The 26,235-nt window shown below is 66.5% G+C and carries 25 protein-coding genes; 16 read left to right on the top strand and 9 right to left on the bottom strand.

Annotated features, from left to right (window positions below):
* Window positions 1–62 precede the first annotated feature (62 nt).
* Window positions 63–968, top strand: a complete 906-nt coding sequence (locus tag MCHUDSM44219_RS24570) for a TIGR03564 family F420-dependent LLM class oxidoreductase (protein WP_048420889.1) — start codon at window positions 63–65, stop codon at window positions 966–968.
* Here MCHUDSM44219_RS24570 and MCHUDSM44219_RS24565 read toward each other — a convergent pair.
* On the bottom strand, window positions 951–2,126 hold the full coding sequence (locus MCHUDSM44219_RS24565) for a pyridoxal phosphate-dependent aminotransferase (RefSeq protein WP_048420888.1): 1,176 nt from the start codon (window positions 2,124–2,126) through the stop codon (window positions 951–953). The genes MCHUDSM44219_RS24570 and MCHUDSM44219_RS24565 overlap by 18 nt on opposite strands.
* Before the next feature lie 142 nt (window positions 2,127–2,268).
* Here MCHUDSM44219_RS24565 and MCHUDSM44219_RS24560 point away from each other — a divergent pair, with 142 nt between their 5' ends.
* Together MCHUDSM44219_RS24560 and MCHUDSM44219_RS24555 are read left to right on the top strand one after the other, a co-directional pair.
* Window positions 2,269–3,276, top strand: coding sequence for a LacI family DNA-binding transcriptional regulator (locus MCHUDSM44219_RS24560; RefSeq protein ID WP_053081372.1), 1,008 nt, complete (start codon window positions 2,269–2,271; stop codon window positions 3,274–3,276).
* Between the two features lie 12 nt (window positions 3,277–3,288).
* The gene (locus MCHUDSM44219_RS24555) at window positions 3,289–4,182 is read left to right on the top strand and encodes an ABC transporter substrate-binding protein (protein ID WP_048420886.1); all 894 of its coding nucleotides are present in this window, start codon (window positions 3,289–3,291) and stop codon (window positions 4,180–4,182) included.
* A gap of 6 nt (window positions 4,183–4,188) precedes the next feature.
* On the opposite strand, the gene MCHUDSM44219_RS24550 is transcribed toward MCHUDSM44219_RS24555, so the two are convergent.
* The gene (locus MCHUDSM44219_RS24550) at window positions 4,189–5,322 is read right to left on the bottom strand and encodes an MFS transporter (RefSeq protein ID WP_048420885.1); all 1,134 of its coding nucleotides are present in this window, start codon (window positions 5,320–5,322) and stop codon (window positions 4,189–4,191) included.
* 10 nt (window positions 5,323–5,332) lie between these two features.
* Window positions 5,333–6,844, bottom strand: a complete 1,512-nt coding sequence (locus tag MCHUDSM44219_RS24545) for an aldehyde dehydrogenase family protein (protein ID WP_082162379.1) — start codon at window positions 6,842–6,844, stop codon at window positions 5,333–5,335.
* Window positions 6,845–7,093: 249 nt separating this feature from the next.
* Between MCHUDSM44219_RS24545 and MCHUDSM44219_RS24540 the strand changes: the two genes are divergently transcribed.
* From MCHUDSM44219_RS24540 to MCHUDSM44219_RS24515, 6 genes are read left to right on the top strand one after another with little or no spacing between them, the layout of a single operon-like run.
* The gene (locus MCHUDSM44219_RS24540; protein WP_048420884.1) at window positions 7,094–8,305 is read left to right on the top strand and encodes an amino acid ABC transporter substrate-binding protein; all 1,212 of its coding nucleotides are present in this window, start codon (window positions 7,094–7,096) and stop codon (window positions 8,303–8,305) included.
* Window positions 8,305–9,186, top strand: coding sequence for a branched-chain amino acid ABC transporter permease (locus MCHUDSM44219_RS24535; RefSeq protein ID WP_048420883.1), 882 nt, complete (start codon window positions 8,305–8,307; stop codon window positions 9,184–9,186). The genes MCHUDSM44219_RS24540 and MCHUDSM44219_RS24535 overlap by 1 nt, the downstream gene beginning before the upstream one ends.
* Entirely contained in the window at window positions 9,183–11,063 is a 1,881-nt protein-coding gene (locus MCHUDSM44219_RS24530) for a branched-chain amino acid ABC transporter ATP-binding protein/permease (RefSeq protein WP_082162378.1), read from the top strand. Before MCHUDSM44219_RS24535 ends, MCHUDSM44219_RS24530 begins: the two co-directional genes overlap by 4 nt.
* Window positions 11,060–11,818, top strand: coding sequence for an ABC transporter ATP-binding protein (locus MCHUDSM44219_RS24525; RefSeq protein WP_048420882.1), 759 nt, complete (start codon window positions 11,060–11,062; stop codon window positions 11,816–11,818). The genes MCHUDSM44219_RS24530 and MCHUDSM44219_RS24525 overlap by 4 nt, the downstream gene beginning before the upstream one ends.
* A 23-nt stretch (window positions 11,819–11,841) precedes the next feature.
* The gene (locus MCHUDSM44219_RS24520; protein ID WP_048420881.1) at window positions 11,842–12,783 is read left to right on the top strand and encodes an NAD(P)-dependent oxidoreductase; all 942 of its coding nucleotides are present in this window, start codon (window positions 11,842–11,844) and stop codon (window positions 12,781–12,783) included.
* Window positions 12,780–14,045, top strand: a complete 1,266-nt coding sequence (locus tag MCHUDSM44219_RS24515; protein ID WP_048420880.1) for a M24 family metallopeptidase — start codon at window positions 12,780–12,782, stop codon at window positions 14,043–14,045. The genes MCHUDSM44219_RS24520 and MCHUDSM44219_RS24515 overlap by 4 nt, the downstream gene beginning before the upstream one ends.
* 19 nt (window positions 14,046–14,064) lie before the next feature.
* Here the strand turns inward: MCHUDSM44219_RS24515 and MCHUDSM44219_RS24510 are convergent, their stop codons facing one another.
* The 4 genes from MCHUDSM44219_RS24510 to MCHUDSM44219_RS24495 are packed head-to-tail and all read right to left on the bottom strand — an operon-like array spanning window position 14,065 to window position 17,244.
* The gene (locus tag MCHUDSM44219_RS24510) at window positions 14,065–14,658 is read right to left on the bottom strand and encodes a carboxymuconolactone decarboxylase family protein (RefSeq protein WP_053081370.1); all 594 of its coding nucleotides are present in this window, start codon (window positions 14,656–14,658) and stop codon (window positions 14,065–14,067) included.
* Window positions 14,655–16,031 carry an NADP-dependent succinic semialdehyde dehydrogenase gene (locus tag MCHUDSM44219_RS24505; RefSeq protein WP_048420879.1) on the bottom strand — a complete coding sequence of 459 codons (1,377 nt, stop codon included), beginning with the start codon at window positions 16,029–16,031 and terminating at the stop codon, window positions 14,655–14,657. Before MCHUDSM44219_RS24505 ends, MCHUDSM44219_RS24510 begins: the two co-directional genes overlap by 4 nt.
* 27 nt (window positions 16,032–16,058) lie before the next feature.
* Window positions 16,059–16,718: a GntR family transcriptional regulator gene (locus tag MCHUDSM44219_RS24500; protein ID WP_048420878.1), complete on the bottom strand. Its 660-nt coding sequence runs from the start codon at window positions 16,716–16,718 to the stop codon at window positions 16,059–16,061.
* A gap of 1 nt (window position 16,719) precedes the next feature.
* Window positions 16,720–17,244: a VOC family protein gene (locus MCHUDSM44219_RS24495; RefSeq protein ID WP_048420877.1), complete on the bottom strand. Its 525-nt coding sequence runs from the start codon at window positions 17,242–17,244 to the stop codon at window positions 16,720–16,722.
* Window positions 17,245–17,391: 147 nt separating this feature from the next.
* Here MCHUDSM44219_RS24495 and MCHUDSM44219_RS24490 point away from each other — a divergent pair, with 147 nt between their 5' ends.
* Window positions 17,392–19,578, top strand: coding sequence for an alpha-ketoacid dehydrogenase subunit alpha/beta (locus tag MCHUDSM44219_RS24490; RefSeq protein ID WP_048420876.1), 2,187 nt, complete (start codon window positions 17,392–17,394; stop codon window positions 19,576–19,578).
* Entirely contained in the window at window positions 19,578–20,843 is a 1,266-nt protein-coding gene (locus tag MCHUDSM44219_RS24485; protein WP_048420875.1) for a dihydrolipoamide acetyltransferase family protein, read from the top strand. Before MCHUDSM44219_RS24490 ends, MCHUDSM44219_RS24485 begins: the two co-directional genes overlap by 1 nt.
* A gap of 15 nt (window positions 20,844–20,858) precedes the next feature.
* Here the strand turns inward: MCHUDSM44219_RS24485 and lhgO are convergent, their stop codons facing one another.
* Both lhgO and MCHUDSM44219_RS24475 read right to left on the bottom strand, forming a co-directional pair.
* The gene (gene lhgO, locus MCHUDSM44219_RS24480) at window positions 20,859–22,058 is read right to left on the bottom strand and encodes an L-2-hydroxyglutarate dehydrogenase (RefSeq protein WP_201778176.1); all 1,200 of its coding nucleotides are present in this window, start codon (window positions 22,056–22,058) and stop codon (window positions 20,859–20,861) included.
* Window positions 22,055–22,549: a MarR family winged helix-turn-helix transcriptional regulator gene (locus tag MCHUDSM44219_RS24475; RefSeq protein ID WP_048420873.1), complete on the bottom strand. Its 495-nt coding sequence runs from the start codon at window positions 22,547–22,549 to the stop codon at window positions 22,055–22,057. The genes lhgO and MCHUDSM44219_RS24475 overlap by 4 nt, the downstream gene beginning before the upstream one ends.
* A 216-nt stretch (window positions 22,550–22,765) precedes the next feature.
* Between MCHUDSM44219_RS24475 and MCHUDSM44219_RS24470 the strand changes: the two genes are divergently transcribed.
* The 5 genes from MCHUDSM44219_RS24470 to MCHUDSM44219_RS24450 all read left to right on the top strand — a co-directional run.
* Entirely contained in the window at window positions 22,766–23,089 is a 324-nt protein-coding gene (locus tag MCHUDSM44219_RS24470) for a Rid family hydrolase (protein WP_330218638.1), read from the top strand.
* A 51-nt stretch (window positions 23,090–23,140) separates the two neighbouring features.
* A complete protein-coding gene (locus MCHUDSM44219_RS24465; protein ID WP_048420942.1) occupies window positions 23,141–24,247 on the top strand; it encodes an alkene reductase in 1,107 nt (368 codons plus the stop codon).
* Window positions 24,248–24,282: 35 nt separating this feature from the next.
* On the top strand, window positions 24,283–24,471 hold the full coding sequence (locus MCHUDSM44219_RS24460; protein WP_048420941.1) for a hypothetical protein: 189 nt from the start codon (window positions 24,283–24,285) through the stop codon (window positions 24,469–24,471).
* Window positions 24,472–24,674: 203 nt separating this feature from the next.
* Window positions 24,675–25,886, top strand: a complete 1,212-nt coding sequence (locus MCHUDSM44219_RS24455) for an acetyl-CoA C-acetyltransferase (RefSeq protein WP_048420872.1) — start codon at window positions 24,675–24,677, stop codon at window positions 25,884–25,886.
* A gap of 14 nt (window positions 25,887–25,900) precedes the next feature.
* A partial coding sequence (locus MCHUDSM44219_RS24450; protein ID WP_048420871.1) for an enoyl-CoA hydratase/isomerase family protein occupies window positions 25,901–26,235 on the top strand: 335 nt, incomplete at its 3' end.

Raw genomic sequence — 26,235 nt, 5'->3', positions numbered from 1 at the left:
CATCGCCGTGAGTTGTTCGGCGGGAGCGGAATCCTCGCGCCCGCACGATGGTTGCTCGCCGTATGACCACCGGAATAGTGCTGTTCGCGCGCCCCGAAGCGGGCAACGCAGTGGACGACATCGTCGACCAGGCACGCCGCGTCCATCAGCTCGGCACGCGCCACGTCTGGGTCGCCCAGCAGTTCGACCACGACGCCATCTCGCTGTCCGGCCTGATCGGCGCAGCGGTGCCCGGGCTCGGGGTCGGCACCTCGGTGGTGCCGTTCAATCCGCGGCACCCCCTGACCCTGGCCTCGCAGGCGCAGACCGCCCAGGCCGCCGCGCACGGCAACTTCAGCCTCGGCCTCGGCGCGCACGAACCCGAGCGGATCGCCTTCGGCACGGCGTGGCCGAACACCATTGCGCGGCTGCGGGAATACCTCACGATCCTGCGATCGATCTTCCACAACGGCGGAGTCGACTTCCACGGCGAGGAATTCACGGCGGCGCCGGCGTGGCCCACGACGCTGGCGGGAGGTACCCCGGTGCCTGTCTACGTGGCAGCGATGGGCCCGAAGGCGCTGGCGGCCACCGGCGAACTCGCGGACGGCACCCTGCCGTATCTGGCCGGCCCCCGGACCATCGCGGAGTTCATCGAGCCGACGATCGCCCGGGCCGCCGCCGATGCCGGGCGTGGGCGGCCGCGGATCATCGCCTTCGTGCCGGCGCAGGTGACATCGGATGTCGACGCCGCCCGGGCCGCGGCCAACGAGCAGCTCGGTTTCTACGCGACCATCCCGTCCTATCAGAAGGTGATCGCCCGGGAAGGCGTCGCCACTCTGGCCGAGCTCGCCGCGATCGGCGATGAAGAGACGGTGCTGCGCTCGTTGCGGCGCTACCTGGACGCGGGTGCCACCGACGTGGTGCTCAGCCCGCTCGACCGGAACGGGCCCGACGAGACGCTGTGGGAGCTAGCCGCGTCGCTGTAGTGCCCGAAGTCTCCGGATCGCTTCGTCGAGCGTCTGCTCACGCTTGCAGAAAGCGAAGCGCACCAGGTGATTCCAGTCGCCGGCGTGCGATGCGCCGGGGTCGCAGAACGCCGACATCGGAATGGCGGCCACCCCCACCTGTTCGATCAACTCTGAACAGAACGTCCGACTGTCGTCGTAGCCCAGTGGGCGGGGATCGACGCACAAGAAGTAGGTGCCGACGCTGTCGTACACGTCGAAGCCGATTTCGGTCAACGCGGCACCGAGACGGTCCCGCCGGTTCTGGAACGACGCGCACAACGCGTCCACCCAGTCGTCCTCGCTGTCCAGCGCCTGAGCCACCGCGGGCTGGAAGGGCGCGCCGCCGACGTAGCTCAGATACTGTTTGGCAGCGCGGACTCCGGCGATGAGATCGCTTGGGCCGCAGGCCCACCCGATTTTCCAGCCGGTGACGTTGAACATCTTGCCCGCGCTCGAGATCGTGATGGTGCGCTCGGCCATGCCGGGATAGTTCGCCAGCGGTATGTGTCGATGGCCGTCGAAGGTGAGGTGCTCGTAGACCTCGTCGGTGATCACGAGCAGGTCGGCCGCGACCGCGAGCTCGGCCAGGCCGCGCAACTCGGCGTCGGTGGCGACCATGCCTGTCGGGTTGTGCGGCGAATTGACGATCAACGCTTTGGTTCTCGGTGTCACAGCAGCCCTGAGCGCCTCGACGTCGATGGCGAACCGCCGGCCGTCCCGGCGCATCGGCACGGCGAGGCGGTGGCAGCCGGCCATGGCGATGACAGGGGAGTACGAGTCGTAGAACGGTTCGATCAGCAGTACCTCCGAGCCCGGTTCGACGAGGCCGAGCACCGATGCTGCGATCGCCTCCGTGGCGCCGACGGTCACCAGCACCTCCGTGTCGGGGTCATAACTGGTGCCGTAGCGGCGTCGGCGCTGAGCGGCGATCGCCTGCCGCAGGGATTCGGTGCCCAGGCCGGGCGGGTACTGGTTGACGCCCTCGGCGATGGCGTTCTCGGCGGTCTTGAGCATCGCGGGCGGCCCGTCTTCGTCGGGGAAGCCCTGTCCGAGGTTCACCGCGCCGAGCCGCGCGGCGCGGGCGGACATCTCCGCGAAGATCGTCACCGCGTAGGGCTGCAGGCGCTGGACCGTCATGGCTCGAGGCTAGTTCCCGCGGCGCGCGGGCTGCGTGTGAGGCCATCCCTGCGAACGATTGCAGCCATGGGCGGTAGCCTGATTCACATAGCCCGCGACCGGGCCCGGGGAAGGGTGGGAGGCGCCGAGGATGCCACGACGCGTGACCATCGACGATGTCGCCCGCCTGGCAGAGGTGCACAAGGCGACGGTGTCTCGTGCGCTCAACGCCCAAACCAGAGGCCAGGTCAACGCCGAAACACTGAAGCGGGTGAAAAAGGCTGCCCGCCAGCTCGGCTACGTGCCCAACGCGATGGCCCGCGGGCTACGCACCAGCCGGTCGATGACCATCGGGGTGATCATCCCCGACCTGATGAACCCGATCTTCCCGCCGATGATCCGCGGTATCGAACGCGTTCTCCAGGCACAGGGTTACACGGTGCTCATCGCCAACACCGACTCGCACGACGACGTGGAGATCTCAGTGTTCGAGTCCCTCCTGCAGCGTCGGGTCGACGGATTCATCCTGGCGACCGGACGTCTCGACGACCAACCGGTGGTCGAGGAGGCGGCGGCCGCTGACGTGCCGGTGGTACTGGTCAACCGCGGTTCTGGAATCGGCGGCTACCCGTTGGTCTCCGGCGACAACGCGGGGGGAATCGCGCTGGCCGTGGCGCACCTCGTAGAGCTCGGGCACCGGAACATCGTGCACGCTGCGGGTCCGCCGAATTTCTCCACCACCCGCTCACGGGCAGAAGCCTTCGAGGTGGCCGCGACGAAGGCCGGTGTCCGCCACGAAACCGTCTATGCCGCGGCGCTGACGATCGAGGCGGGTTTCGATGTCGCTGACCAGCTTCTGAAGAAGGCAGGGCCGATTCCGACCGCTCTGGTCGCGGGCAACGACCTGGTGGCACTGGGGCTGATCCGGCGGTTGCGCGCCGAGGGGCTGCGGTGCCCGGAGGAGATGTCGGTGGTGGGGTTCAACGACATGCCGTTCGCCGAAGACTTCTGGCCTCCGTTGACAACGGTGCACATGCCGTTGCGTGAGATCGGCGCCGAGGCGGCGCGGCTGCTGCTTCGCGGCATCGAGGCGGGAGAGCAGGACGCAGCCACGTTGACGCTGCCGGTGTCGCTCGTCGTGCGCGGTTCCACTGGACCGGCGAGGAGCTGATCGGGCAGCGGAGTGGACCATCTGAGGATCGGAGTATTCAGCCCGTCGGTGTTGCTGGACGTCGCGCGTTCCACCGGACGCCTCACCGACGCCGGCGTGACGGTGCACGAGACGCCGGTGCCGTCCTCGCCGGCGCAATTCGAGTCGCTGCGGTCCGGTGACTACGACGCGGTGTTCACCAGTCCCGACAACGCGCTCGCCTACCGATTTCTGCCGGGAAATCCCCTGGGAGAGTTACTCGATGTCGAGATCGTCGCAGGCGTGGACCGCGGGCTCGGTCTGTGTCTGTGTGCGCGCCCGGGCGTCACCGGCGTTCGGGAGCTGGCCGGGGGTGTGCTGGGCGTCGATGTGCCCAACTCGGGTTTCGCCTTCGTGGCGTACGGCCTGCTCGACGAACTCGGACTGCGCCGAGACGAGCTCAGGGTCACCGCGCTCGGATCGACGCCCAAGCGCGCGGCGGTGCTCTCGGAGGGTGGCTGCGACGTCACGGTGCTCAACGCGGGCAACGAGCTGACAGCACAGGCCCGAGGGTGTCTTCCGCTGGCCGACGTCGCCCGCCTGGGCCCGTATCTCGGCACCGTTGTCGCCCGGATCCGGGAGGCACCCGCCGCCGATGCGGTGGATCGCTTCGTCGCCGCACTCGCTGACACCGCACGAGTGATCCGCGCCGGTGACGGGAACGCGGCCGAGGCGGCCGCCCGCCTGCTCGGCCTATCGCCGAAGGACGCCGTGGAGCACGTAGCGGTGTTGCGCGACCCGGCACGCGGAGTGATCGACGACGGCAGTGTCGACGTGGCGGCCGTGAGCACACTGGTGCAGCTGCGCCGCACCTATCTGCCCGCCCCGCAGCTCGATGGAGTGATCGATCGGCTGGAGGACCTGGTACGACCGGCCGCTCTGCGCTGAGCGTCTTTACTCCTCTTCGCGGACAACGTATCTGGAGCGTGCCACGGTGGAGGTGATCGCATAGACGATCGCCACCGCGGTGGTGATGCCGAACAGCGTCCCGAAGTGCTGAGCCCCGGCGGCGACGTTGCCGAACGCCGCGCCGATGGACGCGCCGGTGAACAGTGCGATCGAGAAGAACGACATGCCGATCGGCCTGCTGTCCGCTGCCGCATCGGTCATCCACGTCTGCATCGTGGTGTGGCCCATCGCCCAGGCCAGTCCGAGCAGGATCGCCGCGGCCACCACGGTGCTCGACGAGACACCCAGGGCGACAACGGTGTAGGCGCAGATGATGGCGATACCCGCCTGCAGCATCAACACCCAGGCCGGCCAACGCCCCAGGATCAGCTTCGTCAACTGGCTGAACACCACCACGGACGCGCCGAATGCGGCGGTGGCCAGCCCCGCGGTCAGCACACTTTCCCCGCTGACCTGAAGGGCCACGGCGAGATAGTTGAACACCCCGATCAGTAGCGCGCCCTCGATGAGTGTGAACACCAGGATGCCGACCGCCCAGGGGTTCACCGCCAGTCGGCGCAGCGACGGAATCAGTGGTTCCCTGATGTCGCCGACTGATTCCGCCAGGCGCACCAACCCTGCCGTCAGCGCCAGCGAGAACACCGCGACGCATACGTAAACCCAGCGCCAACCCCACCATTGGGCGACAGCGCCGGCGCCTACGGTGCCCGCCGCCAGGCCGAGCGAGATCGCCGCAGCCAGGTTGGCGGTGGCCACAGCCCGCCGGTGAATAGGCAGCGTGTCTCCGTAGTAGATCAGTACGGTCGTGATGGTGGCGGAGAACGCCGCACCCGCGATCGCGCGGGTGACGCCGTAGGACACCGCGTCATAGGACAGCGCGGTGCAGACGTTGGCCACGCCGCCCAGCGCGGTCGACGCGACGAGTACCCGCACCCGCCCGTAGCGAGCGGCCAAAGTGGCCCAGAACAGTTGGAAGGCGGCGTAGGAGACGGCATACACCGTGAGCGAATGGCCGACCGAATCGACGGCGGCACCCAGGTCCTCGGCGATCACGGGGACCAGTGGCGGCATCACCGAGCGGTCGATCATCGACACGAATGCGGCGATGATCAGGATCATCGGTGGCGGATCAGGTGCGCGGCGGCCACACCGGAACCTCGCCGTGGCCCGACCGAAATCGAACCGCCTTGGACCGCACGAACTCGTGCAGGGTCTCCGCGGCGTTCTCGCGGCCGAACCCGCTGCCCTTCATCCCGCCGAACGGCGATCCCAGGAACGAGCGCCGCATGTAGTTGTTCACGAAGATCATGCCTGCGTCGAGTCGTTGGGCGGTGTGCCAGGCCGCTGCCTCGTCGCGGGTGATCATCGCGGCTGTCAGCCCGTAGCTGGTGCCGTTGGCGATCTCGACGGCCTCGTCGAGGGTCGAGTAGCGCATGATCAGCGCGATGGGCCCGAAGATCTCTTCCTGCCCCACCGTGGAATCCGGTGTCACATCGGCCAGTACGGTCGGCGGTACCCAATAGCCGTTCGCGAGGCGCGGATCGGTCGGCACGTTGCCCTGTCCGACCAGGCGGGCACCCTCATCGAATGCTGTCCGCAGGTAGGCCAACACACGGTCGCGTTGCACGGCGTCCACAAGGGGACCGATGTCGGTGCGCGGATCGAGGCCGTCGCCGACCACCAGAGTGGTCGCGGCAGCGGTGAATCGCTCGAGGAACTCGTCGTACACGTCGTCGTGCACGAGGATGCGAGCGGTCGACGTGCACGCCTCGCCCTGGTTGTAGAACATGCCCTCGATCGAGACCTCAACGGCCACATCCAGATCCGCGTCGGGGAAGACGATCAGCGCGTTCTTACCGCCCAGTTCCATCGTGGCATAGGTCAGGTTCTGGGCCGCAGTTTCCAGCACGCGGCGGCCCGTGGCCGTCGCTCCGGTGAAGCTGATCCGCTCGACCAGAGGATGCCCGGCAAGAGCTGCGCCCGCGGCCAGGCCCGGAACGGCGTTGAGCACCCCCGGCGGCAGGACTTCGTTGGCGATCTCGACCAGACGCAGCACTGTCAGGGGTGCTTGCTCGCCGGGCTTGATCACCACGGTGTTGCCGGTGATCAACGCCGGGGCGCCCTTCTTGGCGAAGTGGATGGGCGGCCAGTTGAACGGCAGTATCGCTGCGACGACCCCGTAGGGCTCATAGACCACCCGGGTCTCGATCGGGCCCTGGTCGATGATCTCTCCGGGGAGGCTGTCGCCCAGACCGGCGAAGTAATCGAAACAGTTCGAGCTGAAGCTCACGTCGTTGGCGAGCGCGTCGCGTCGGGGTTTGCCGTTCTCCCGGGACACCAGTTCCGCCAGTTCGTCGGCGTGGGCGCGAATGCGGTCGGCCACCTGGCGGAGATAGCTACCCCGTTGGCGTCCCGTCAGCGTCCGCCAGGCGGGCAGTGCTGCGCGGGCGGATCTGACGGCCCGGTCCACCAGATCCGCATCGCCACTCACCACGCTGGCCAGGGGCCGCCCCGTCGACGGCTCGATCACCTCGAACGTCGCGTCGTCGCCGACCGCGACGAATTCGCCATCGATGAACGCTCCCCATCGGGCGCGCGGCAGCGCACCCGGATCGTCGACGTAGGCGTAGGTGGTGGTCATCTGCACACTCCAAGATTCGGTGGAGCAAGGTAGCTGCAATCGATTGCGGCTGACTATAGACGGTTGGACACCTCGTGAACAGCACTTCGGATCGATGCGCGAAATGACCCTTGGAGCAGCACGGTTCTGCGAACCAGAGGTGTTGACACCCCCTCGTCGTCTGTGTGACGATTCACTGCAATCGATTGCATATGAGCTACGCAACACAGCGGTTCGCTCGGGGCAATCGGTCTGACAGAGAGGTTGGACATGCGAATCACCACTGCTTTTCGCGCGGTAGCGGCGGCGGCTGCGGTCGCGTTGACCGTCGCCGGCTGTTCTGCGGACAGCGGTTCGGACGGTGACACCATCCGGATCGGGGCTTCCCTCCCGCTGACGGGCGAGTTCAGCCAGGGCGGCCTCGACACCCAGCACGGCTACGAGACATGGGTCGAGATGACCAACGAGGCCGGCGGCCTCTTGGGGAAGAAGGTCGAGATCGTCGTGAAAGACGACGCGACCCAACAGGAAACCGCAGTCAGCAATTACAACAACCTGATCGCGCAGGACAAGGTGAATCTCGTTCTGGGCAGCCAGTCCTCGCTGCTGAACATCCCGGCGTCGGCCATCGCCGAGAAGAACAAGATGCTGTTCGTCTGCCCGTCGTGCGGGTCTCCGGACATGTTCAACCGCGGCTTCTCCTACATCTTCTTCTCGCAGCAGGCGGTGGCCACCGACCAGGCCAAGGTGTTCGCTAACTGGATCGCCCAGCTTCCTCCTGAGCAGCGGCCCAAGACCGCGGCCTACCCCACGTTGGACGACCCGTTCGCCGGCCCCGTGGTCGAGGGCGCTGAGAAGATCCTGTCGGCCGCCGGCATCCGGACGGTCTACAAAGACCAATACCCGGCTACCACCAAGAACTTCGACTCGGTGGTCAATGCCATGCGCGACGCCGGGGCCGAAATCGTGGTCCAGGGAGCGCAATTCGAAGACGGCGTGAACATGATTCGCTCGATGAACCGCGCCAACTATCAGCCTGCGATCCTGTACCAGAGCAGCTCGCCCACCTACGGGCAGCAGTATCTCGACGCGGTAGGCCCGAACAACGCCGAGGGCGTGTTCTTCTCCTCGAGCTACAGCCCGCTGTCGGACACCAACCAGAACGCCGAGTTCGTCAAGCGATTCCAGGAGAAATTCGGCCAGAGCCCGCCCGAGGACGCGGCCGATGGTTTCGCCGCCGGTCAGGTGCTGGCCGCGGCGGTCAACGGGGTCGGCTCGATCGACGACCAGTCCGCCCTGGCGGACTGGTTGCACAACAACAGCGTCGACACGCTGCTGGGCACCTTGAGCTGGAACTCCGACGGCAGTCCGAAGGGCGACTTCCTGGTCGGTCAGTGGCAGGCCGGAGTGTCCCAGATCGTGCTTCCCGCCGACGTGGCGACGTCGGACAAGATCATGCGCTGGCGCGGCGGGGCCATCTGATGACCTCGCTCGTCCAGACGCTCATCCTCGGACTTCTCGTCGGTGCGCTGTACGCGCTGATGGCTTCCGGGCTGACCCTGATCTTCGGGGTCATGCGGGTGATCAACCTCGCTCACGGCGCCTTCGCCGTGCTGGCGGCCTTCCTGACCTACACGCTGTGGCACCAACTCGGTCTGGACCCGCTGTTGTCCATCCCGATCGTCATGGCGGTGATGTTCGGCTTCGGTTGGCTGGTGTATCTGCTGGTGATCCGGCACGTCCGCGGCGCGCACGTCACGATGACGGTGCTGGCGACCTTCGGCATCGCACTGATGCTCGAGGGAATCATGGGATTCATCTGGGGTAACACGTCGTCCACCGTGGTCGTGTCCTACACCGACGCGTCACTGGCTCTCGGGCCGATCTACGTACCCCAGGCCATGCTGATCGCCGCGGTGATCGCAGTCGCGGTGATGGGCGCGCTCTACCTGCTGCTCAATCACACCTGGGCGGGGCGGGCCATCCGTGCCGCCTCGTCCAACGAAAGTGGCGCGCTGCTGGTAGGGGTGAGCGTCGCGACCATCGCCGCACTCACATTCGCCATCGGCGTGGCCACGCTGGGTGCCGGCGGGGCGATGCTGTCGACGATCTATCCCTTCCTGCCGGGCACGCACTACCAGTGGATCGCGCGACTGCTGGCGATCGTCGTGCTCGGTGGCCTCGGCAGCCTGCCGGGTGCCGTCCTTGGCGCTCTGGTGATCGGGGTCGGCGAGATGGCGGCCACGGCCTACATCGGGGCGTCCTGGCCGGTCGCCGTTCCGTTCCTCGTCATCATCGTCGTGCTCATCACCCGCCCGCAGGGCATTCTCGGTACCCGCCTCAGAGAGGACGCGGTCGCATGACCACCGCTACCACCAAGTCGGAGCGCACATCTCGACTTCTCGATCCCGCTCTGCACACGTGGTTGACGCGCGGCCTTATCGCCATCGCGGCTCTCGTGATCCTGTTGTTCCCGCTCTCGCCGAGCATGTCCGCGCAGAACATGGTGATCATGTCGCTGGTGCTGGCCATCGGGGCCAGCGGTCTGAACATCATCACCGGCTTCACGGGCTACCTGTCACTGAGCCAGGGCGCGTTCATCGGCATCGGCGCCTACGTCGGAGCGGTACTGGCCACCCGGTTCCCCGACATCGAGCCACTACTGTGGGCGCCGATCGCCGGCGTCATCGCCGCCGCCGTCGCGATGCTGCTCGGACTGGTGACCTACCGTTCCCGCGGGCCCGCCTTCGTCATCATCACGGTGGCCTTCCTGTTCCTCGTGCAGTTCGTGGCCATCGAATGGGTGCCGGTCACCAACGGCTCCGCCGGACTGACCCTGCCTCTGCCGGATTGGCCCGATTCGTGGGGGAATTGGCCTTTCCATCTCGCGCTCGTCGCGTTGCTCGCACTGTCACTGTCGCTGACGTGGTGGATCCGGCGCACGAAGTTCGGCATGGGTCTGATCGCGATCCGCGAAGACGAGGGCAAGGCCGGCACCATTGGCGTCAACGCGCCCGTCTACAAGCTGCTGGCGTTCGGCCTGAGTGCGCTGTTCGTGGGCATGGCCGGCTCGGTGTACGGGTACTACCTCTCCTTCGTCGACCCGATCGGCATGTTCTCGATCATCACCAGCGCGCTGATCGTGCTCGCGGTGATTCTGGGCGGCCGCGGCACCCTGTGGGGACCGGTGCTGGGCGCGTTCATCATTCAGCCCGTCAACAACTACGCCAACCAGGCCTTCGGCGGCGGCAACGCACGCCTGGTGCTGTTCGGGGGGCTACTGGTGTTGCTGGTGATTCTGCTGCCCAAGGGCATTTTGCCGACGCTGGCGGCTTTCATCGAGAAGGCCAGAACCCAAGGCACCGTGGGGCTTTCCGGCGCGCGGCTCAACCCACTGGATCGGCCGCTGGTACGCAGCGAGATCCGCAAGCCGCAGCCGACCGGCAGAACACTGCTCGAGGTCCGTGGTCTGCACAAGAGCTTCGGAGGCAACCACGCCGTCAACGACTGCACGTTCACCGTCCCCGAGGGATCGATCACCGCGCTGATCGGGCCCAACGGATCCGGCAAGACGACCGTCTTCAACCTGATCTCGGGCACCATGACCCCGGACAAGGGCGAGATCCTGCTCGACGGTGAACACCTCGAACGGATGTCGCCCTGGTCGCGCGCTCACCGCGGGCTGGGCCGGACCTTCCAGATCACCCGTCTGTTCCGGGAGATGACCGTGCTCGAGAACGTGGTCGCACCGCTGCGCGATTTCTCGGTGCCCCAACTCGGTCTGGGAGCAGTCAGCGGATCGGAAGCAAGCCGGGCCGAGGAACTGCTGGAGTTCGTCGGCATGGCTGCCTACCGTGATGCCAAGGCGGGCGCGTTGTCCTACGGGCAACAGAAGCTCGTGGAACTCGCCCAGGTACTCATGCTGGATCCGAAGCTGATCCTGCTGGACGAACCCGCGGGCGGGATCAACCCGACGCTGATCGAGCGGATGGGCGACCTGATCCGCGAACTCAACTCCAAGGGCAAGACCTTCCTCCTGGTCGAGCACAACATGCCGTTCGTGGTCGGCTTGTGCGACCCGATCCGCGTTCTGGCGCGCGGGGCGGTGATCGCGCAGGGCACTCCTGAGCAGATCCAGAAGGACCCGTTGGTGCTCGACGCCTATCTGGGCGACGACTACCTGCTCGAGGCACCGTCCAAGGGATCGACCATCCCGGTGGCAGAGAGGAACCCGGCATGATCCGACTCGAAGGGGTGGTCGCCGGATATGGCGGCGGCAACGTCCTGCAGGGTGTCGACCTGGAGGTCGGTCCCGGGGAACTGGGCTGCATCGTCGGCCCCAACGGGGCAGGCAAGTCCACGGTACTGCGAGCGGTCAGTGGCATCCTCAAGCCTAGTGCCGGCCGGATCATGCTCGACGGCAAAAACATTGCCGGTCTGACCCCGGACGAGGTGCTCGGTTGCGGTGTCACCCAGGTGCCGCAGAGCAATGGCCTCTTCCCGACGCTGACCGTCAAAGAGAACATCCTGATGGGGGCGTATGTCATCCGCAGGCAGCGTCAGCTGGTCAAGCAGCGCTACGACGAGGTACTGGGCATGTTCCCGCTCGTGGCCGACAAGACCGGAGTGCGCTGCGGCAACCTCTCCGGCGGCCAGCGACGCATGGTGGAGTTCGCCCGCTCGCTGATGCTCGACCCCAAGCTGGTCCTGTTGGACGAGCCGTCGCTGGGTCTGGACCCCAAATCGCTCACCGTGATCGACGAAGCGGTCGCAATCATGCGCGCGAGCGGCAAAGCGGTGCTGATGGTCGAACAGAACGTCAGGTTCGGCCTTCGGATGGCCTCGAGCGGCATCGTGATGGAGAGCGGTCGCGTCCTGCTCACAGGCCCCGCCCAATCCGTGCTGTCCAATCCCGAGATCGCGGATCTCTACTTCGGTGGTGCAGTGCATGCGCCCAGCGCTTCTCATCCGCCGGCACCCCAACCCACGGCCTGACCGAACAGAAAAGGAATCTCTCAATGTCTGCCTCAACCCTGAAGATCGGCTGGATCGGCGCGGGACGGATGGGCGCCCAGCTCGTCATTCGGCTGCTCGATGCCGGCTACGACGTGACCGTGTACAACCGCACCGCGTCCAAGGCCGCTGCATTGGCCGAGAAGGGCGCCAAGGTCGTCACCCAGCCGGTCGATCTCGCCGACCGCGACCTGGTGTTCGCAATGGTGTCCTCATCGAAGGACCTGGAACAGGTGATGCTCGGAGACGGCGGGCTCCTCACCGGCGCCCAGTCGCCACGCATCATCGCCGACTCGTCCACCGTGTCCTCCGACATCAGCGCGAGGATCCGGGAGGCCGCCAACTCCCGCGGCTGCGACTTCCTGGCCACCCCGGTCAGCGGTAATCCGAAAGTCATTGCGGCAGGCAAGCTCACGGTCGCGGTGTCGGGGCCGCGCGAGGTGTTCGAGTCGATCGAGCCGGTACTCAACGTGTTCGGCCGCAGCGTCACCTACGTCGGTGAGGGTGAGGTCGCACGGTTGGTGAAGATCGCCCACAACCTGATGCTCGGCGTCGTCACCCAGTGCCTGGCCGAGATCACGGTGCTGGTGGAGAAAGGCGGTGTCAATCGCGCCGACTTCCTGGCCTTCCTGAACGACTCGGTGATGGGATCGACGTTCACGCAATACAAGTCACCGGCGTTCGTCAACCTCGACTTCACCCCGACGTTCACGATGGAGTTGCTGCAGAAGGACTTCGACCTCGGGCTGGAAGCTGCGTATGCGCTCAAGTCGCCGATGCCGATCGCATCCGCCACCCGGCAGATCGTCGCGCAGGCGGCGGGGGCCGGTGTGGGCGTCGACGAGGACTTCGCGACGCTGCTGCTCGAGGTCGCCCGCGGGGCCGGCATCGAACTGAAGCCGGAGAACGTCAACGTCGACGACGGCCTGACGCCGGTGCACTCGTGACGGCGCTGGTCGCCCCGCCGGTCGCAGCGCGTCCCCTGGGCGCACCCGGCCACATGGGGGTGGACTACGAAGAACGGGTCGACTTCGCGCGGTTGCGGGACTACCGGATCGCGCGGGCGAAGGCGGCACTGGAAGCCAGTGGGTGCGGCGCTTTTCTCCTGTTCGACTTCTACAACATCCGTTACACCACCCAGACCTGGATCGGTGGGGCGCTGGGCGACAAGATGATCCGCTACTGCCTGCTCACCCGAGACGCCGAACCGATCCTGTGGGACTTCGGTTCGGCGGTCCGGCACCACAAGTTGTACTCGCCGTGGCTGCCGCAGGAGAACTGGCGGGCAGGGTTCCTGGGCTTCCGGGGCGCGGTCGCCCCGGACGCGGGCCTGATGCGCGACGCGGTGACCGAGATCAAGAGCATCCTGGCCGAGGCTGGCGTGGCCGACGCTCCGGTCGGGATGGACATCGTTGAGCCGCCGTTCCTGTTCGAGATGCAGCGCCAGGGGCTGGCCGTCGTCGATGCCCAGCAGAGCATGCTCGATGCGCGGGTGATCAAGTCCAACGACGAGATCATGCTGCTCAATCAAGCGGCGGCGATGGTGGACGGGGTGTATCAGGACATCGTCGACGTGCTCAAGCCCGGGGTGCGGGAGAACGAGATCGTCGCGCTGGCCAACAAGCGGCTCTACGAGATGGGGTCGGATCAGGTCGAGGCGGTGAACGCCATTTCGGGGGAGCGGTGCAACCCGCACCCCCACAATTTCACCGATCGCATCATCCGGCCCGGTGATCAGGCGTTCTTCGACATCATCCACTCCTACAACGGATATCGCACCTGCTACTACCGGACATTCGGGGTGGGCAGCGCCACGCAGAGCCAACGTGACGCCTACAAGCAGGCCCGCGAGTGGATGGACACCTCGATCGCGGCGATCCGCCCGGGCGTGGGGTCCGATCAGATCGCCCGACTGCTGCCCCGGGCGGAGGATTTCGGGTTCGAGAACGAGATGGCGGCCTTCGGGCTGCAATTCGCGCACGGCCTCGGACTCGGCCTGCACGAGCGCCCGATCATCTCGCGGCTGAACTCCCTGGAGAACCCGATCGAGTTGCAGGCCGGCATGGTCTTCGCGATGGAGACCTACTGCCCGGCGTCGGACGGGACCTCTGCGGCACGGATCGAAGAGGAAGTCGTGGTCACCGACGACGGCCCGGTGATCCTGACCAAGTTCCCGGCTCAGGAACTGTTCGTCGCCAACGAATACTGAGTGCGCTGCGGGGCTGGCCTCAGCCCCGCAGCCGCCCCGCCACGTCCGGCGCCAGGCCGGCGAGGCTGTCGGTGCCCAGATCGCCGTGGCGCAGGTCCAGTGTTTTGAGGAACTTCTGCTGCCCCATCGTCAGCGCGATGAAATACCCCAGTTCGACGAGTTCCGGTTCGGTGAAGTGGGCATGCAACTCGGCCCACACGGCGTCGTCGGCGAGGTTCGGGTCCCACGCGATGGCCTCGGCCCACTTCAGGGCCGCCTTCTCGCGATCGCCGAGAACCGTCGACCCGCGAAACTCGATCACCTCGTCGAACTCCCGCTCGGTCAGCCCTGCCTGGGTGCCCAGGTGGGAGCGCTGACCCGCGCAGTAGCCACAGTCCAGGCTCTTGGCGATGAAGACCCGGGCCAGTTCCTTCACAGAATGGTCCAGTACGCCTTCCCGGAAGGTCTGCTGCCAGGAGGCGCTGAACGTGCGGAGCACGGCCGGCACGTGGGCTCGCACGGCCTGGCTCTCGAGCCGCGGAGTGCCGAAGGTGCGGGACTGCTCGAGAATGGCGACGAGGTCGGGCTCGGTGACATCCTCCGGCCGGACATAGCTGATGCGGGGCACGGTCACGCCTTCCAGACGGTCTTCAGGTTGCAGAACTCGCGGATGCCCGCAGCGGCCAGTTCCCGTCCGTAGCCGGAGTCCTTGATCCCACCGAAGGGTAGTTCGGGGTAGGAGACCGTCATGCCGTTGAGGAACACCGCTCCCGCGTCGAGGTGGGCGACGAACCAATCCTGTTCGGTCTCATCACCACTCCACACCGCAGAGCTCAGCCCGAACGTCGTCTGGTTGGCGACACGCACCGCCTCCTCGCGATCGGCGACCCTGTAGACCGACGCCACCGGACCGAAGGTCTCCTCCATCACCACCCGCATGTCGTCGGTCAGCCCGGCCAGCACGGTCGGGGAGTAGAACCATCCCGGCCGGTCCGGGGCGGAGCCGCCGGCCAGCACCTGGGCGCCCTTGGCCACCGCGTCTTCGACCAGTTCGGCGACATCGGCACGACCGGATTCGGTGGCGAGGGGTCCGACGTCGATGGCCTCGTCCATCGGATCGCCGACGCTGAGGGCCTTCATCTTGTCCACGAAGAGATCGACGAAGGCGTCGTACACATCGGCGTGGACGATGAATCGCTTGCCGGCGATGCAGGATTGGCCGTTGTTCGAGATGCGGGCCTTCACGGCGACCGATGACGCCGCGTCGAGATCGGCGCTCGGCATCACGATGAAGGGATCGGAGCCGCCGAGTTCGAGGACGGCCTTCTTGATCTCTTGGCCGGCGGTGGACGCGACGGAGCGGCCGGCGGGTTCCGAGCCGGTGAGCGTGACGGCCTTGACGCGGCTGTCCTCGATCACCGCGGCCACCTCACGCGAACCGATCAGCAGCGTGCGGAACGATCCCGCGGGGAAACCGCCCTTCTCGAACAGCTCGTCGAGATACAGCGCCGATTGCGGGACGTTGGACGCGTGCTTGAGCAGACCGGTGTTACCCGCCATCAGCGCCGGTGCCGCGAACCGGATCACCTGCCACAGCGGGTAGTTCCACGGCATCACGGCCAGCACCACACCGAGTGGTTGCCACACGGTGCCCGCCGCGGAGGCCGACACCGCTGACGGGTCGGCGAGTTCCTCGGGCGCCAGGAACGATTCGGCGTTGTCGGCGTAGAACCGGATGTTCTTCGCGCACTTGAGCACCTCGGCACGGGACTGCGCTATCGGCTTGCCCATCTCCAATGTGATCATCGCGGCAGCGCGGTCTACCTCGCCCTCGAGGATGTCTGCGGTGGCGTGCATCCACTGCGCGCGTTGGGCATAGTTGGTGTCGCGCAGGGTCTGCGCCGCCGCGAACGCCTGCGCGATCCGGCGCTCCACTTCGGCGCTGTCGTGCGGTTCGAACGACTCGACGATTTCGCCGGTCGCAGGGTTGACGGTCTCGATCGCCATGGGGGTCCTGTTCGCTCGTACGGGTGGTTACTCGAAAACTTCGGGGTGGCGGGCCAATTGACGACGTGTGCGGCGGATGTGACCCAGCAGGACGCGTTCGGCTTCGTCGGAGTCACGCTCGCGGATCGCGGCGACCAGCATGTGGTGTTCGTCGTGCACGATGCGGTTGCTCTCGTCGTCGAGCAGCCGGGTGAAGGCACGGCGGTAGTGCTGCGTGGTGTTCCACAACCGCTCCACGGTGGGGCCGAGGTATGTCGTGTCCGCGGCGGCGTAGCTGCCGAGGTGGAACTCGCGATCCAGCTCGAGGAAGCGTTCCACGGCCCGGGTCCGGTGCATCGTGTCGGCGAGTTCGGCGAGCCGGTCGATCTGCGACTCGGTGAGCGCGGGCAGGCTGTACCGCAGCAACAGCGGTTCGATGCGCTCGCGCACCTGGTAGAGCTCGACGCATTCGTCGAGGCTGAGCCTGGCGATCCACGCACCGGCGTTGGCGATCGTCGTGACCAGACCCTCGGATTCCAGGATGCGCAACGCTTCTCGCACAGGGACGCGGCTGGCGCCGTACTGGTTGGCCAGTTCTTCTTGCCGCAATCTGGTGCCTGGCGGGTGGACGCCGTGCAGGATCGCGTTGCGCAACTCGTCGGCGACGCGGGCACCCGTCACGCCGTCGCGTACCTGGGGCTGGCTCACGTCAGTCCGCCGGATGATTCGGGTTCCACAGCAACACCTCGGCGTCGGCCTCGTAGGCCTTGCCCTCGGGGAAGCTGACCAGTTCGAATTGCATGCCCCACGGGCTCAGAAAGTACACCCAGCGCTGGCCCTCGCTGGCGTTTCGGCTGACGGTCGGCCGGCCGAGCACCTCGAGGCCTTCCGCGCGCAGATAGGCGACGGCGGCGTCGATGTCGTGGACATAGATCGCCAGATGGTGGCCGCCGATGTCGCTGTTGCGCGGTTGCGCCGACTGCCCGTCGGCGGGCTCGTACTGGAACACCTCGAAGTTCGCGCCGGTGCCGCAGCGGTAGAACCGCAGTTCGCGCATCACCGTACGGGGATGCACGTTGAGGTGGGACTGCATCCAGTCGTCATCATGCGCGAACGGGCCGAGGGTATAGACGTGCGTGCAGCCGAGAATGCCCACGAAGAACTCATGGGCCTGCTCCAGGTCGGGCACCGTGAAGCCGATGTGGTCGGTGCCGACCAAGCCGGGCAGGGGCATCTCGAGCCTCTCTGTGGATCCAATATCAACGCAGAGTATCCGATCTTGCGGTGTTTCTAGAAGGTATCTAGCCAAAGTGGATCCAATCACGTTACGGTGGGACCCGCGTCACACCAACCAGATGCGCATTCGATGGAGATGAGGGCCATGCCGATCGAAACCCGCCTCGAAACCGGCTCGCCGTGGGTGGAGCTGTCGACCACCGACGACGACTGGGAAGCTGCCGATCCGGCGCTGCTGGGCACGATGCTGGCGGAACTGCACCTGATCCGTGCGTTCGAGGAGACGGTGCTCGACCTCGCGGGTGAGGGGTTGGTACACGGACCCGCCCACTCCAGCATCGGGCAGGAGGGCGGCGCGGTGGGATCGATTGTCGGACTACGCTCCGCCGATGCCGTCAACGGTTCTCACCGCGGCCACCACCAGTTCCTCGCCAAAGCGCTGACGCACGTCTCCGGCGGGGTCATCGATCCGGCCGACCCGATCACTCCGAAGATCGCGCGGGTACTGCAGCGCACACTCGCCGAGATTCTCGGTCTGGCACAGGGCTATTGCCGCGGACGTGGTGGGTCGATGCACCTGCAGTGGTTCGAAGCCGGTGCGCTGGGCACCAATGCGATCGTCGGCGGCGGCGTGCCGATGGGCGCAGGTAACGCGTGGGCCCAAAAGCAGAGCGGGACAACCGACCTGACGATCAGCTACTTCGGTGACGGCTCCAGCCAGATCGGGTCGGTGCTGGAGACGATGAACCTCGCGGCGGCCTGGAGGCTACCGTTCTGCTTCTTCATCGAGAACAACCTCTACGCGGTGTCCACCCGGGTCGACGAGATCACCGCCGACCCTCGATTGTCCGTGCGAGGGCAGGGCTTCGGCATTCCCGGCTGGCGCGTCGACGGGATGGATCCCCTGGCGGTGCACCTGGCCATCGAGCAGGCCGCCACCCGGATGCGCGCCGGCGAGGGGCCGGCGGTGATCGAAGCCGCGGTCTATCGCTTCTTCCACCAGAACGGGCCATACCCCGGCAGCGCATTCGGATACCGCGACAAGGACGAGGAAGCGCAGTGGCGAGCCCGCGATCCGCTCGACAAGACTGCCGCCCAGATGATCAGACTGGGGCTTATCGACGAGGCCGGGGTCTCCGAACTGCGACGCCAAGCGCTCAGCGCGATGACGTCCGCAGTGTCGGAACTGCTCGAGCCCGATCCGGAAACGGCAGGTAAGCGCCGCATCCGCCCGCAGCTGTGGCCCGATCCCGGCTTCGTCAATGTCGGTATCCGCGGCGACGCCTCAGAATTGGCGTCGTGGGACGCGCTCGAGCCGACGGAGTATCAGGGACCCTGGCGGGCAGTCCGATTCATCGACGCGGTATCCGGGGTGATGGATCGTCGGATGGACACCGACGAGCGCATCGTGATCTTCGGCGAGGATGTGCACCGCCTCGGCGGCGGCACGAACGGCGCCACCAAGGGCCTGGCCAAGTACGGTGACCACCGATTGGTCGGCACGCCGATCAGTGAGAACGCCTTCACCGGTCTCGGCGGTGGGCTGGCGCTCGACGGCCGGTTCCGGCCGGTGGTGGAGTTCATGTATCCGGACTTCATGTGGGTGGCCGCCGATCAGGTGTTCAACCAGATCGGCAAGGCGCGGCACATGTTCGGTGGCGACAACCCAGTGCCCTTCGTGCTGCGCACCAAGGTCGCGATGGGGTCCGGCTACGGCTCACAACATCTGATGGACCCTGCCGGCATCTTCGCGACCAGCCCCGGTTGGCGCATCGTGGCTCCCTCCACGGCGGCCGACTACGTCGGACTGATGAACGCCGCACTGGCGCTGCAGGACCCGGTGCTGGTGATCGAGCATGTGGACCTCTACAGCACCGCCGATCAGGTCCCGGACGGGGATCTCGACTACATCATCCCGCCCGGCCGTGCCGCAATCCGCCGCACCGGCACGGACGTGACCGTGATCAGTTATCTGTCGATGGTGGCCCACTGTGCCGAAGCCATCGAGCAGACCGGGATCGATGCCGAGTTGATCGACCTGCGCTGGCTGGACCGCGCGTCCCTCGACTGGGACACCGTCGAGGCCAGCATCAAGAAGACAAACGCGGTGTTGATCGTCGAGCAGGGCGCCCAGGGCACCTCCTACGGGGGTTGGCTGGCTGATGAGATTCAACGCCGACTGTTCGACTGGTTGGATCAGCCAGTCGAGCGGGTGTCAGGGGAAGAGGCGTCGCCGAGCATCTCCCGAGTGCTGGAGCGCGCCGCGATCGCGGGCACCGAGCAAGTGGTGGCTGGTCTCGAAAACATTCGCATCGGAATGGGTGCGCACTGATGGCCACCCTGATGCGCATGCCGGAGGTGCTGGCCAATGCGACCGAGGCCGTGATCCAGACGTGGCTGGTGTCTGTCGGCCAGGAGATTGCTGTCGGTGACCCGATCGCCGAAATCGAGACGGACAAAGCCGTTGTCGAGTACGCGGCCGAGATGGACGGTACGGTCGCGGAGCTCCTCGCCGAGCCGGGCGTACCGATCGCTGTGGGCGATCCGATCGCGAAGGTGACCCGGATAGGAGAAGTGGACGAGCCGGAGGACGCCGAGTCGGCACTGGCCGCGGCGCCGCGCGACCCGGAGTCCGCGGCTCCGGTGCTGGAGGATACCGACGATCCACCGCAGAGGGTGGTCACCACGATGGCTGCGGAACGCCGGAGTGCACCCGCAGGAAACGGTCACCGGCTGTTCGCCACTCCGTTGGTGCGCAAATTGGCGGGAGAGAGGGGAATCGATCTGACGACAGTGACCGGCACGGGCCCCGGTGGACGGATCGTGCGCCGCGATCTGGATCGGCTTCCGGTGACTGCGCCGATGGAGAATCCGACGACACCGGCTCCCTCGCAGGCGAGCTCAGCTGAGCCGGAAAGGCCCTACCACGACGTTCCGCTGAGCGGTATGCGCAGGGCGATTGCGCGTCGGCTCACCGAGAGCAAGACCACCGTTCCGCATTTCTACGTCACCGCCGACTGCCGTGTCGACGCACTCCTGGATCTCCGCCGGTCAGTCAACGCCGCGGACACCTACAAGATCTCGGTCAACGATTTCGTGCTCAAAGCCGTGGCGGGCGCACTGGTGGAGGTCCCGGAGGCCAATGTCATCTTCACCGGCGACGCGATCCGGCAGTTCTCGGGAGTGGACATCGCGGTGGCTGTTGCGGTGGAGGGCGGCTTGCTGACACCGGTGGTCCGCGACGTCGACAGCTTGCCGCTGTCGGGAATCGCGACCCGGGTCGCCGATCTCGCCGAGCGGGCTCGTGCCGGAAAGCTCAAGCAGCAGGAGCTCGAGGGGGGCAGCTTCTCGGTCTCCAACCTGGGAATGTACGGGGTCGGTAGCTTTTCGGCGATCCTCAATCCGCCTCACTCGGGCATTCTCGCTGTCGGTGCGGCCGCACAACGGCCTGTGGTCGTCGACGGGGCGCTGACGGTCGGCACCGTCATGACCGTCAATCTCTCGGCTGATCACCGGGCCATCGACGGATCGGTGGCGGCACAGTGGATGTCGGCGTTCACGCGGCGGATCGAGAACCCGCTCACGATCCTGATCTGAGGCTCGTCGCCATCCCTACGGCAGGAGTTCCTCGGCCAGGGTCTTACCGATCGGCAGTGCCGACGTCGCCGCCGGCGACGGTGCGTTCAACACATGGATGCTGCGCGGTGTCCTCTCCAGCAGGAAGTCGTGCACCAGCGTGCCGTCTCGGCGGACAGCCTGAGCCCTGATCCCAGCCTCACGGGGCAGAAGGTCACCCAATTGCAGTTCGGGACAGTACTTCTGGCATTCGGCGAGGTATCCGCGCTTGAACAACGAATTCTTCATCTCGTGGATTCCGGTGCGCACGTTGGCCCGCGCGACCCGCCACATCCCCGGATAACGCGCATAATCGAGCACATCGCGCACTTTCACGGCGCCTTTCCGATAGTCCTCGCGCGCGAACCCGAGAACGGCATTGGGGCCCACAGTGATTCCGCCGTCGATCGTCGGGCTGAGGTGCACCCCGAGGAACGGCAGGGCCGGATCCGGAATCGGATAGATGAGGCGCGCGACGAGGTCCGCGCGAAACGGCGGCAGCGAGTAATACTCACCCCGGAAGGGAATGATCCGCACGTCGACGTCGATACCGGCCATCGCGGCGATGCGATCAGCCTGCAGCCCCGCGCAGGCGACGAGGCGCTCTGCGCGCCAGATGCCGGCTTCGGTGTTCACGACGACTTCGGTGGCTGCTTCGTGGACATCCGTGACCGTCGTGCCGGTCACCACCTCGCCGCCGGCCGCGACAACCAGGGCCGCCAGGGTTTCGCAGACGCGCGCGTAATCGATGATGCCGGTGGTGGATACCTCGATGGCGCCGAGCCCGCGGATGTGGGGCTCGGCGCGCCGCAGTTCGGCAGCGTCGACGAGTCGCACGTCGAGGCCGTTGACCAGGGCACGCTCGTGGAGCGCCAGCATGCGCCCGTGCTCCGTTTCATCGGTCGCGACCAGCAATTTGCCGGTCGTGCGAAACGGGATGCCGTGCGCCGTGGCGAAGTCCTTGGTCTCCTGAGCGCCGCGCTTGCAGAGGGTGGCTTTGAGGCTGCCGGGCTCGTAATAGATGCCCGAGTGGATGACGCCGCTGTTGTGACCCGTCTGGTGCCGGGCCACACCGGGCTCTTTCTCCAGAACCGCGACCGACAATCCGGGACGGCGCTGCTGGATCTTCCACGCGGTCGCGAGTCCGACGATGCCGCCGCCGATCACGATCACATCGACGCGGTGTGCTGCGGTCACGACCGCCGTCCGTCCCGCGGAGCCTTCTCGAGGTTGGGGTGGACCACACGCAGTTTGTCCGCGATGCGCGCCAGCGCTCGCAGATCGGTGGGGGAGAGCGGATCGAGCACCAGTTCCCGGACGGCGCGCACGTGAATCGGCGCGGCCTCGACCACCAGGCGATAACCGTCCTCGGTCAGATGGGCCAGCGTGTAGCGGCCGTCGTCGGGATCGGGCGAGCGGGTCACCCACCCGCGCTGCTCGAAGCGTTTCACTACGTTGGACAGCCGAGAAAGCGACCCGTTGGTCAGAAACGCCAACTCACTCATGCGGATTCGGCGATCCGGTGCCTCGGACAGATGGCTGAGCGTGAGGTATTCGAACAGGGTCAGATCCACGTCACGCAACGGAGCCTCGAGCTTGCCAGGGAGAAGCAGCATGAGCGAGACCAGGCCCGTCCACGCCTCTTTCTCGTCCTGGTTCAGCCAGGTCGGATCCTTCCTGGATGCCATCGGTTGAGCGTATCGGCGACCCGACGGTTTTCCCGGGGAAGTGCTCGGCTCGGAATAACTTCACGCATGAAGTGATTGACTGCTAAGGTCAGTTCAAGCATGAAGTAATCAACGAAAGGTCACCCATGTCCGATGTCGAGTTCTTCGTCACCCCCGGCTACGGCGAGATGTTCCGCGAAATGCGGCACTACAGCCAGGCGGTCCGGATCGGCGACCGTGTCGATCTCGGGTCAGGGTGGCTGGGACGACGAACTGCACTTTCCCGACTCGCTGGCAGACGAGATCACCCGAGCGTTCGAGAACGTGGAGCGCACGCTTGTCGCGGCGGGTGTCAGCTGGCGGGACGTCGTGCACGTGAACTCCTACCACGTGGCCGGCGCGGGCGCGGCGATCGATCCGGTGCACACCGAGGTCATGGTCGATCAGTTGCGCAGGTGGATGCCCGAGCGCGCACCGATCTGGACAGCGACCGGTGTCAGCGCGCTCGCGGCGCCCGGGATGCGCGTCGAGATCCGGGTCACCGCTGTCGTCGAGGGCTGACGGGTCCGCGCCCCGGGAATGAACCACCCCGTCGGTGCGCTTGAGTCCAGCATGACCTTCACCCTCGGCGAACAGTCCGCACTCCTGCAGCCCAGCACCGTCGGTGCAGTGAGCGTCGCCAACCGTCTCTTCATGGCGCCCCTGACCCGATCACGCGCCGACGCCGACGGCACTCCGTCGTCGCTGGCGGCGGAATACTACGCGCAGCGCGCCGCGGCGGGGCTCATCATCAGCGAGGCGACCGCGGTCTGCGAACAAGCCAACGGCGCCTACATGAACACCCCCGGCATCTACACCGACCGGCAGCAGGACAAGTGGGCGGAGATCGCCTCGGCCGTGCACCGGGCGGGCGGAAAGATGTTCGTGCAGTTGTGGCATGTCGGACGGATGGCACACCCCGAGATCAGCGGCTTCGAAGCGGTGGGGCCCTCGCCGATCGCCGCCGACCTGGTGACGCACACGCCTACGGGGAAGAAGCCGCTGCCCGTGCCGCGCGCACTGACCGTCAGTGAGATCGGCGAGATCGTCGGTCAGTTCCGGTCCGCGGCCCGCCGTGCGGTCGACGCCGGCATGGACGGCGTCGAAATCCATTCTGCCAACGGCTATTTGCTCCACGAGTTCCTGTCCGACGTCGTCAACCAGCGCACCGACGTCTACGGCGGCTCCCCGGAGAACAGGGCCCGCTTCGCCGCCGAGGTCGTGGAGGCCGTCGCGGACGAGATCGGCGCCGAGCGCGTCGGCTTGCGGATCTCGCCCGGAAACGCCGCCGGCGACATGCACGAAATCGATCAGGTCAGCGCCTACGAGTTGCTGCTGTGCCGGATCTCCTCACTGAAGATCGCCTATCTGCACATCGTCAGCGAGCCGTCGGCGCCGGCGTTCGCGGCGCTGCGCACGCAGTGGGACGGCACGCTGGTGCTCAACACCCCGCGCACCGTCGACACCGACTTCGCGATGCTGGAGAACCTCGCCGAGTGGGGCGTCATCAGTGCGGCCGCCGTCGGGCGGGCCTTCCTCGCCAATCCGGATCTGGTCACTCGGCTGACGGCCGGCGCCGAACTCAACGAGCCCGATGCGGCGACCTTCTACGCCCCGGGACCGGCGGGCTACATCGACTACCCCACGTTGGACGAATTGGTGACGGCCCGGTCGGCGTAGGTGTGAAGTGCGCGGCGGCGGGAAACACCTCCGGCATGGCTACCTACCGCGTGCTCAACCCCCACGGCGACATCGTCGAGACGAAGGACATCGAGAGCGCTGAGGACGCGCACGCCTGGTTCGTCGATCAGCGTGCCGACAACTCCGAGCTGGGGTGGCGCATGGAGGTCGAGCACGACGGCGAGTGGTCGTTCTTCGACGACACCGAAGGCTCAGCCGACTAGACCCGGCACCGAAGGCACGCGTTCTGACGTCATTCAAAGCTGTCGACGTCAGAAAGCGTGCGTTCGTCGTTCCCGCTCTCCAGAGGGCGGCCCAACCAAGCGGTTGGGCGAGGCTGCTAGCATGCCGCTAGAGGAGCAGCCTCCCCGCGGGACCCGTCATGGGACCACCGCGGCCCCCGATCTGAACAGGACCTGGAGAGCACATGTCCGAAGATGCCTTCATCTATGAGGCGATCCGCACCCCGCGCGGCAAGCAGCGCAACGGATCGCTCAACGAAATCAAGCCCGTCAACCTCGTCGTCGGCCTGATCGACGAGATCCGGTCTCGCCACCCTGACCTCGACGAGTCGCTGATCAGCGACGTCATCCTCGGTGTCGTCTCGCCCGTCGGCGACCAGGGCGGCGACATCGCCCGCACCGCCGCGCTGGTGGCGAAGCTGCCCGAGACCACCGGCGGGTTCCAGCTCAACCGGTTCTGCGCCTCAGGCCTGGAAGCGGTCAACCTGGGCGCACAGAAGGTGCGCTCGGGCTGGGACGACCTGGTGCTGGCCGGCGGCGTGGAGTCGATGAGCCGCGTTCCGATGGGCTCCGACGGCGGCGCCTGGGCCAGTGACCCCGAGACGAACTACCGCATCGGTTTCGTGCCGCAGGGCATCGGCGCCGACCTGATCGCCACCATCGAGGGCTTCTCCCGCGACGACGTCGACGCTTACGCGCTGCGCAGCCAGCAGAAGGCGGCCGCCGCGTGGTCGGGCGGCTACTTCGCCAAGTCCGTCGTGCCGGTCAAGGACCAGAACGGCCTGGTCGTCCTCGACCATGACGAGCACATGCGTCCCGACACCACCCTCGAGGGTCTGGCCAAGCTGAAGACCGCGTTCGACGGCATCGGCGCAATGGGCGGCTTCGACGACGTGGCGCTGCAGAAGTACCACTACGTCGAGAAGATCAACCACGTCCACACTGGCGGCAACAGCTCCGGCATCGTCGACGGCGCGGCGCTGGTGCTCATCGGGTCGGAGAAGGCCGGGCAGTCGCAGGGGCTGACCCCGCGTGCCCGCATCGTCGCCACCGCCACGTCCGGTGCAGACCCCGTCATCATGCTGACCGGCCCGACGCCGGCCACCAAGAAGGTGCTCGATCGTGCCGGCCTGACCGTCGACGACATCGATCTGTTCGAGCTGAACGAGGCGTTCGCCTCGGTGGTGCTGAAGTTCCAGAAGGATCTGAACATCCCCGACGAGAAGCTCAACGTCAACGGTGGCGCCATCGCGATGGGCCACCCGCTGGGCGCCACCGGCGCCATGATCACCGGAACCATGGTCGACGAGCTCGAGCGACGCAACGCGCGGCGTGCGCTGATCACGCTGTGCATCGGCGGCGGCATGGGCGTGGCCACCATCATCGAGCGAGTCTGAGAGGCCTGAAAGACATGGCAGAGAACACCATTCAGTGGGACAAGGACGCCGACGGCATCGTCACCCTGACGCTGGACGACCCGACGGGCTCGGCCAACGTGATGAACGAGCACTACAAGGAGTCCATGCACAATGCCGTCGAGCGGCTTGTGCAGGAGAAGGATTCGATCACCGGCGTGGTGATCGCCAGCGCGAAGAAGACCTTCTTCGCCGGCGGTGACCTCAAGGGCATGATGAAGGTCGGCCCGGAGAACGCTGCTGAGTCGTTCGCCGAGGTCGAGTTCATCAAGGCCGACCTGCGCACGCTGGAGACGCTCGGAGTGCCCGTCGTCGCGGCGATCAACGGCGC

Source organism: Mycolicibacterium chubuense, from assembly GCF_001044255.1.
Taxonomy (GTDB): Bacteria; Actinomycetota; Actinomycetes; order Mycobacteriales; family Mycobacteriaceae; genus Mycobacterium; species Mycobacterium chubuense.
This window is presented reverse-complemented; position numbering and strand designations above follow the sequence as displayed.

What these genes read in the sequence shown, in the direction of transcription:
- MCHUDSM44219_RS24570 (WP_048420889.1), top strand. Translation starts at nt 63, where the DNA reads ATGACCACCGGAATAGTGCTGTTCGCGCGCCCCGAAGCGGGCAACGCA.
- MCHUDSM44219_RS24565 (WP_048420888.1), bottom strand. Translation starts at nt 2,126, where the DNA reads ATGACGGTCCAGCGCCTGCAGCCCTACGCGGTGACGATCTTCGCGGAG.
- MCHUDSM44219_RS24550 (WP_048420885.1), bottom strand. Translation starts at nt 5,322, where the DNA reads ATGATCCTGATCATCGCCGCATTCGTGTCGATGATCGACCGCTCGGTG.
- MCHUDSM44219_RS24545 (WP_082162379.1), bottom strand. Translation starts at nt 6,844, where the DNA reads ATGACCACCACCTACGCCTACGTCGACGATCCGGGTGCGCTGCCGCGC.
- MCHUDSM44219_RS24540 (WP_048420884.1), top strand. Translation starts at nt 7,094, where the DNA reads ATGCGAATCACCACTGCTTTTCGCGCGGTAGCGGCGGCGGCTGCGGTC.
- MCHUDSM44219_RS24535 (WP_048420883.1), top strand. Translation starts at nt 8,305, where the DNA reads ATGACCTCGCTCGTCCAGACGCTCATCCTCGGACTTCTCGTCGGTGCG.
- MCHUDSM44219_RS24530 (WP_082162378.1), top strand. Translation starts at nt 9,183, where the DNA reads ATGACCACCGCTACCACCAAGTCGGAGCGCACATCTCGACTTCTCGAT.
- MCHUDSM44219_RS24525 (WP_048420882.1), top strand. Translation starts at nt 11,060, where the DNA reads ATGATCCGACTCGAAGGGGTGGTCGCCGGATATGGCGGCGGCAACGTC.
- MCHUDSM44219_RS24520 (WP_048420881.1), top strand. Translation starts at nt 11,842, where the DNA reads ATGTCTGCCTCAACCCTGAAGATCGGCTGGATCGGCGCGGGACGGATG.
- MCHUDSM44219_RS24505 (WP_048420879.1), bottom strand. Translation starts at nt 16,031, where the DNA reads ATGGCGATCGAGACCGTCAACCCTGCGACCGGCGAAATCGTCGAGTCG.
- MCHUDSM44219_RS24495 (WP_048420877.1), bottom strand. Translation starts at nt 17,244, where the DNA reads ATGCCCCTGCCCGGCTTGGTCGGCACCGACCACATCGGCTTCACGGTG.
- MCHUDSM44219_RS24490 (WP_048420876.1), top strand. Translation starts at nt 17,392, where the DNA reads ATGCCGATCGAAACCCGCCTCGAAACCGGCTCGCCGTGGGTGGAGCTG.
- MCHUDSM44219_RS24485 (WP_048420875.1), top strand. Translation starts at nt 19,578, where the DNA reads ATGGCCACCCTGATGCGCATGCCGGAGGTGCTGGCCAATGCGACCGAG.
- MCHUDSM44219_RS24475 (WP_048420873.1), bottom strand. Translation starts at nt 22,549, where the DNA reads ATGGCATCCAGGAAGGATCCGACCTGGCTGAACCAGGACGAGAAAGAG.
- MCHUDSM44219_RS24465 (WP_048420942.1), top strand. Translation starts at nt 23,141, where the DNA reads ATGACCTTCACCCTCGGCGAACAGTCCGCACTCCTGCAGCCCAGCACC.
- MCHUDSM44219_RS24460 (WP_048420941.1), top strand. Translation starts at nt 24,283, where the DNA reads ATGGCTACCTACCGCGTGCTCAACCCCCACGGCGACATCGTCGAGACG.
- MCHUDSM44219_RS24455 (WP_048420872.1), top strand. Translation starts at nt 24,675, where the DNA reads ATGTCCGAAGATGCCTTCATCTATGAGGCGATCCGCACCCCGCGCGGC.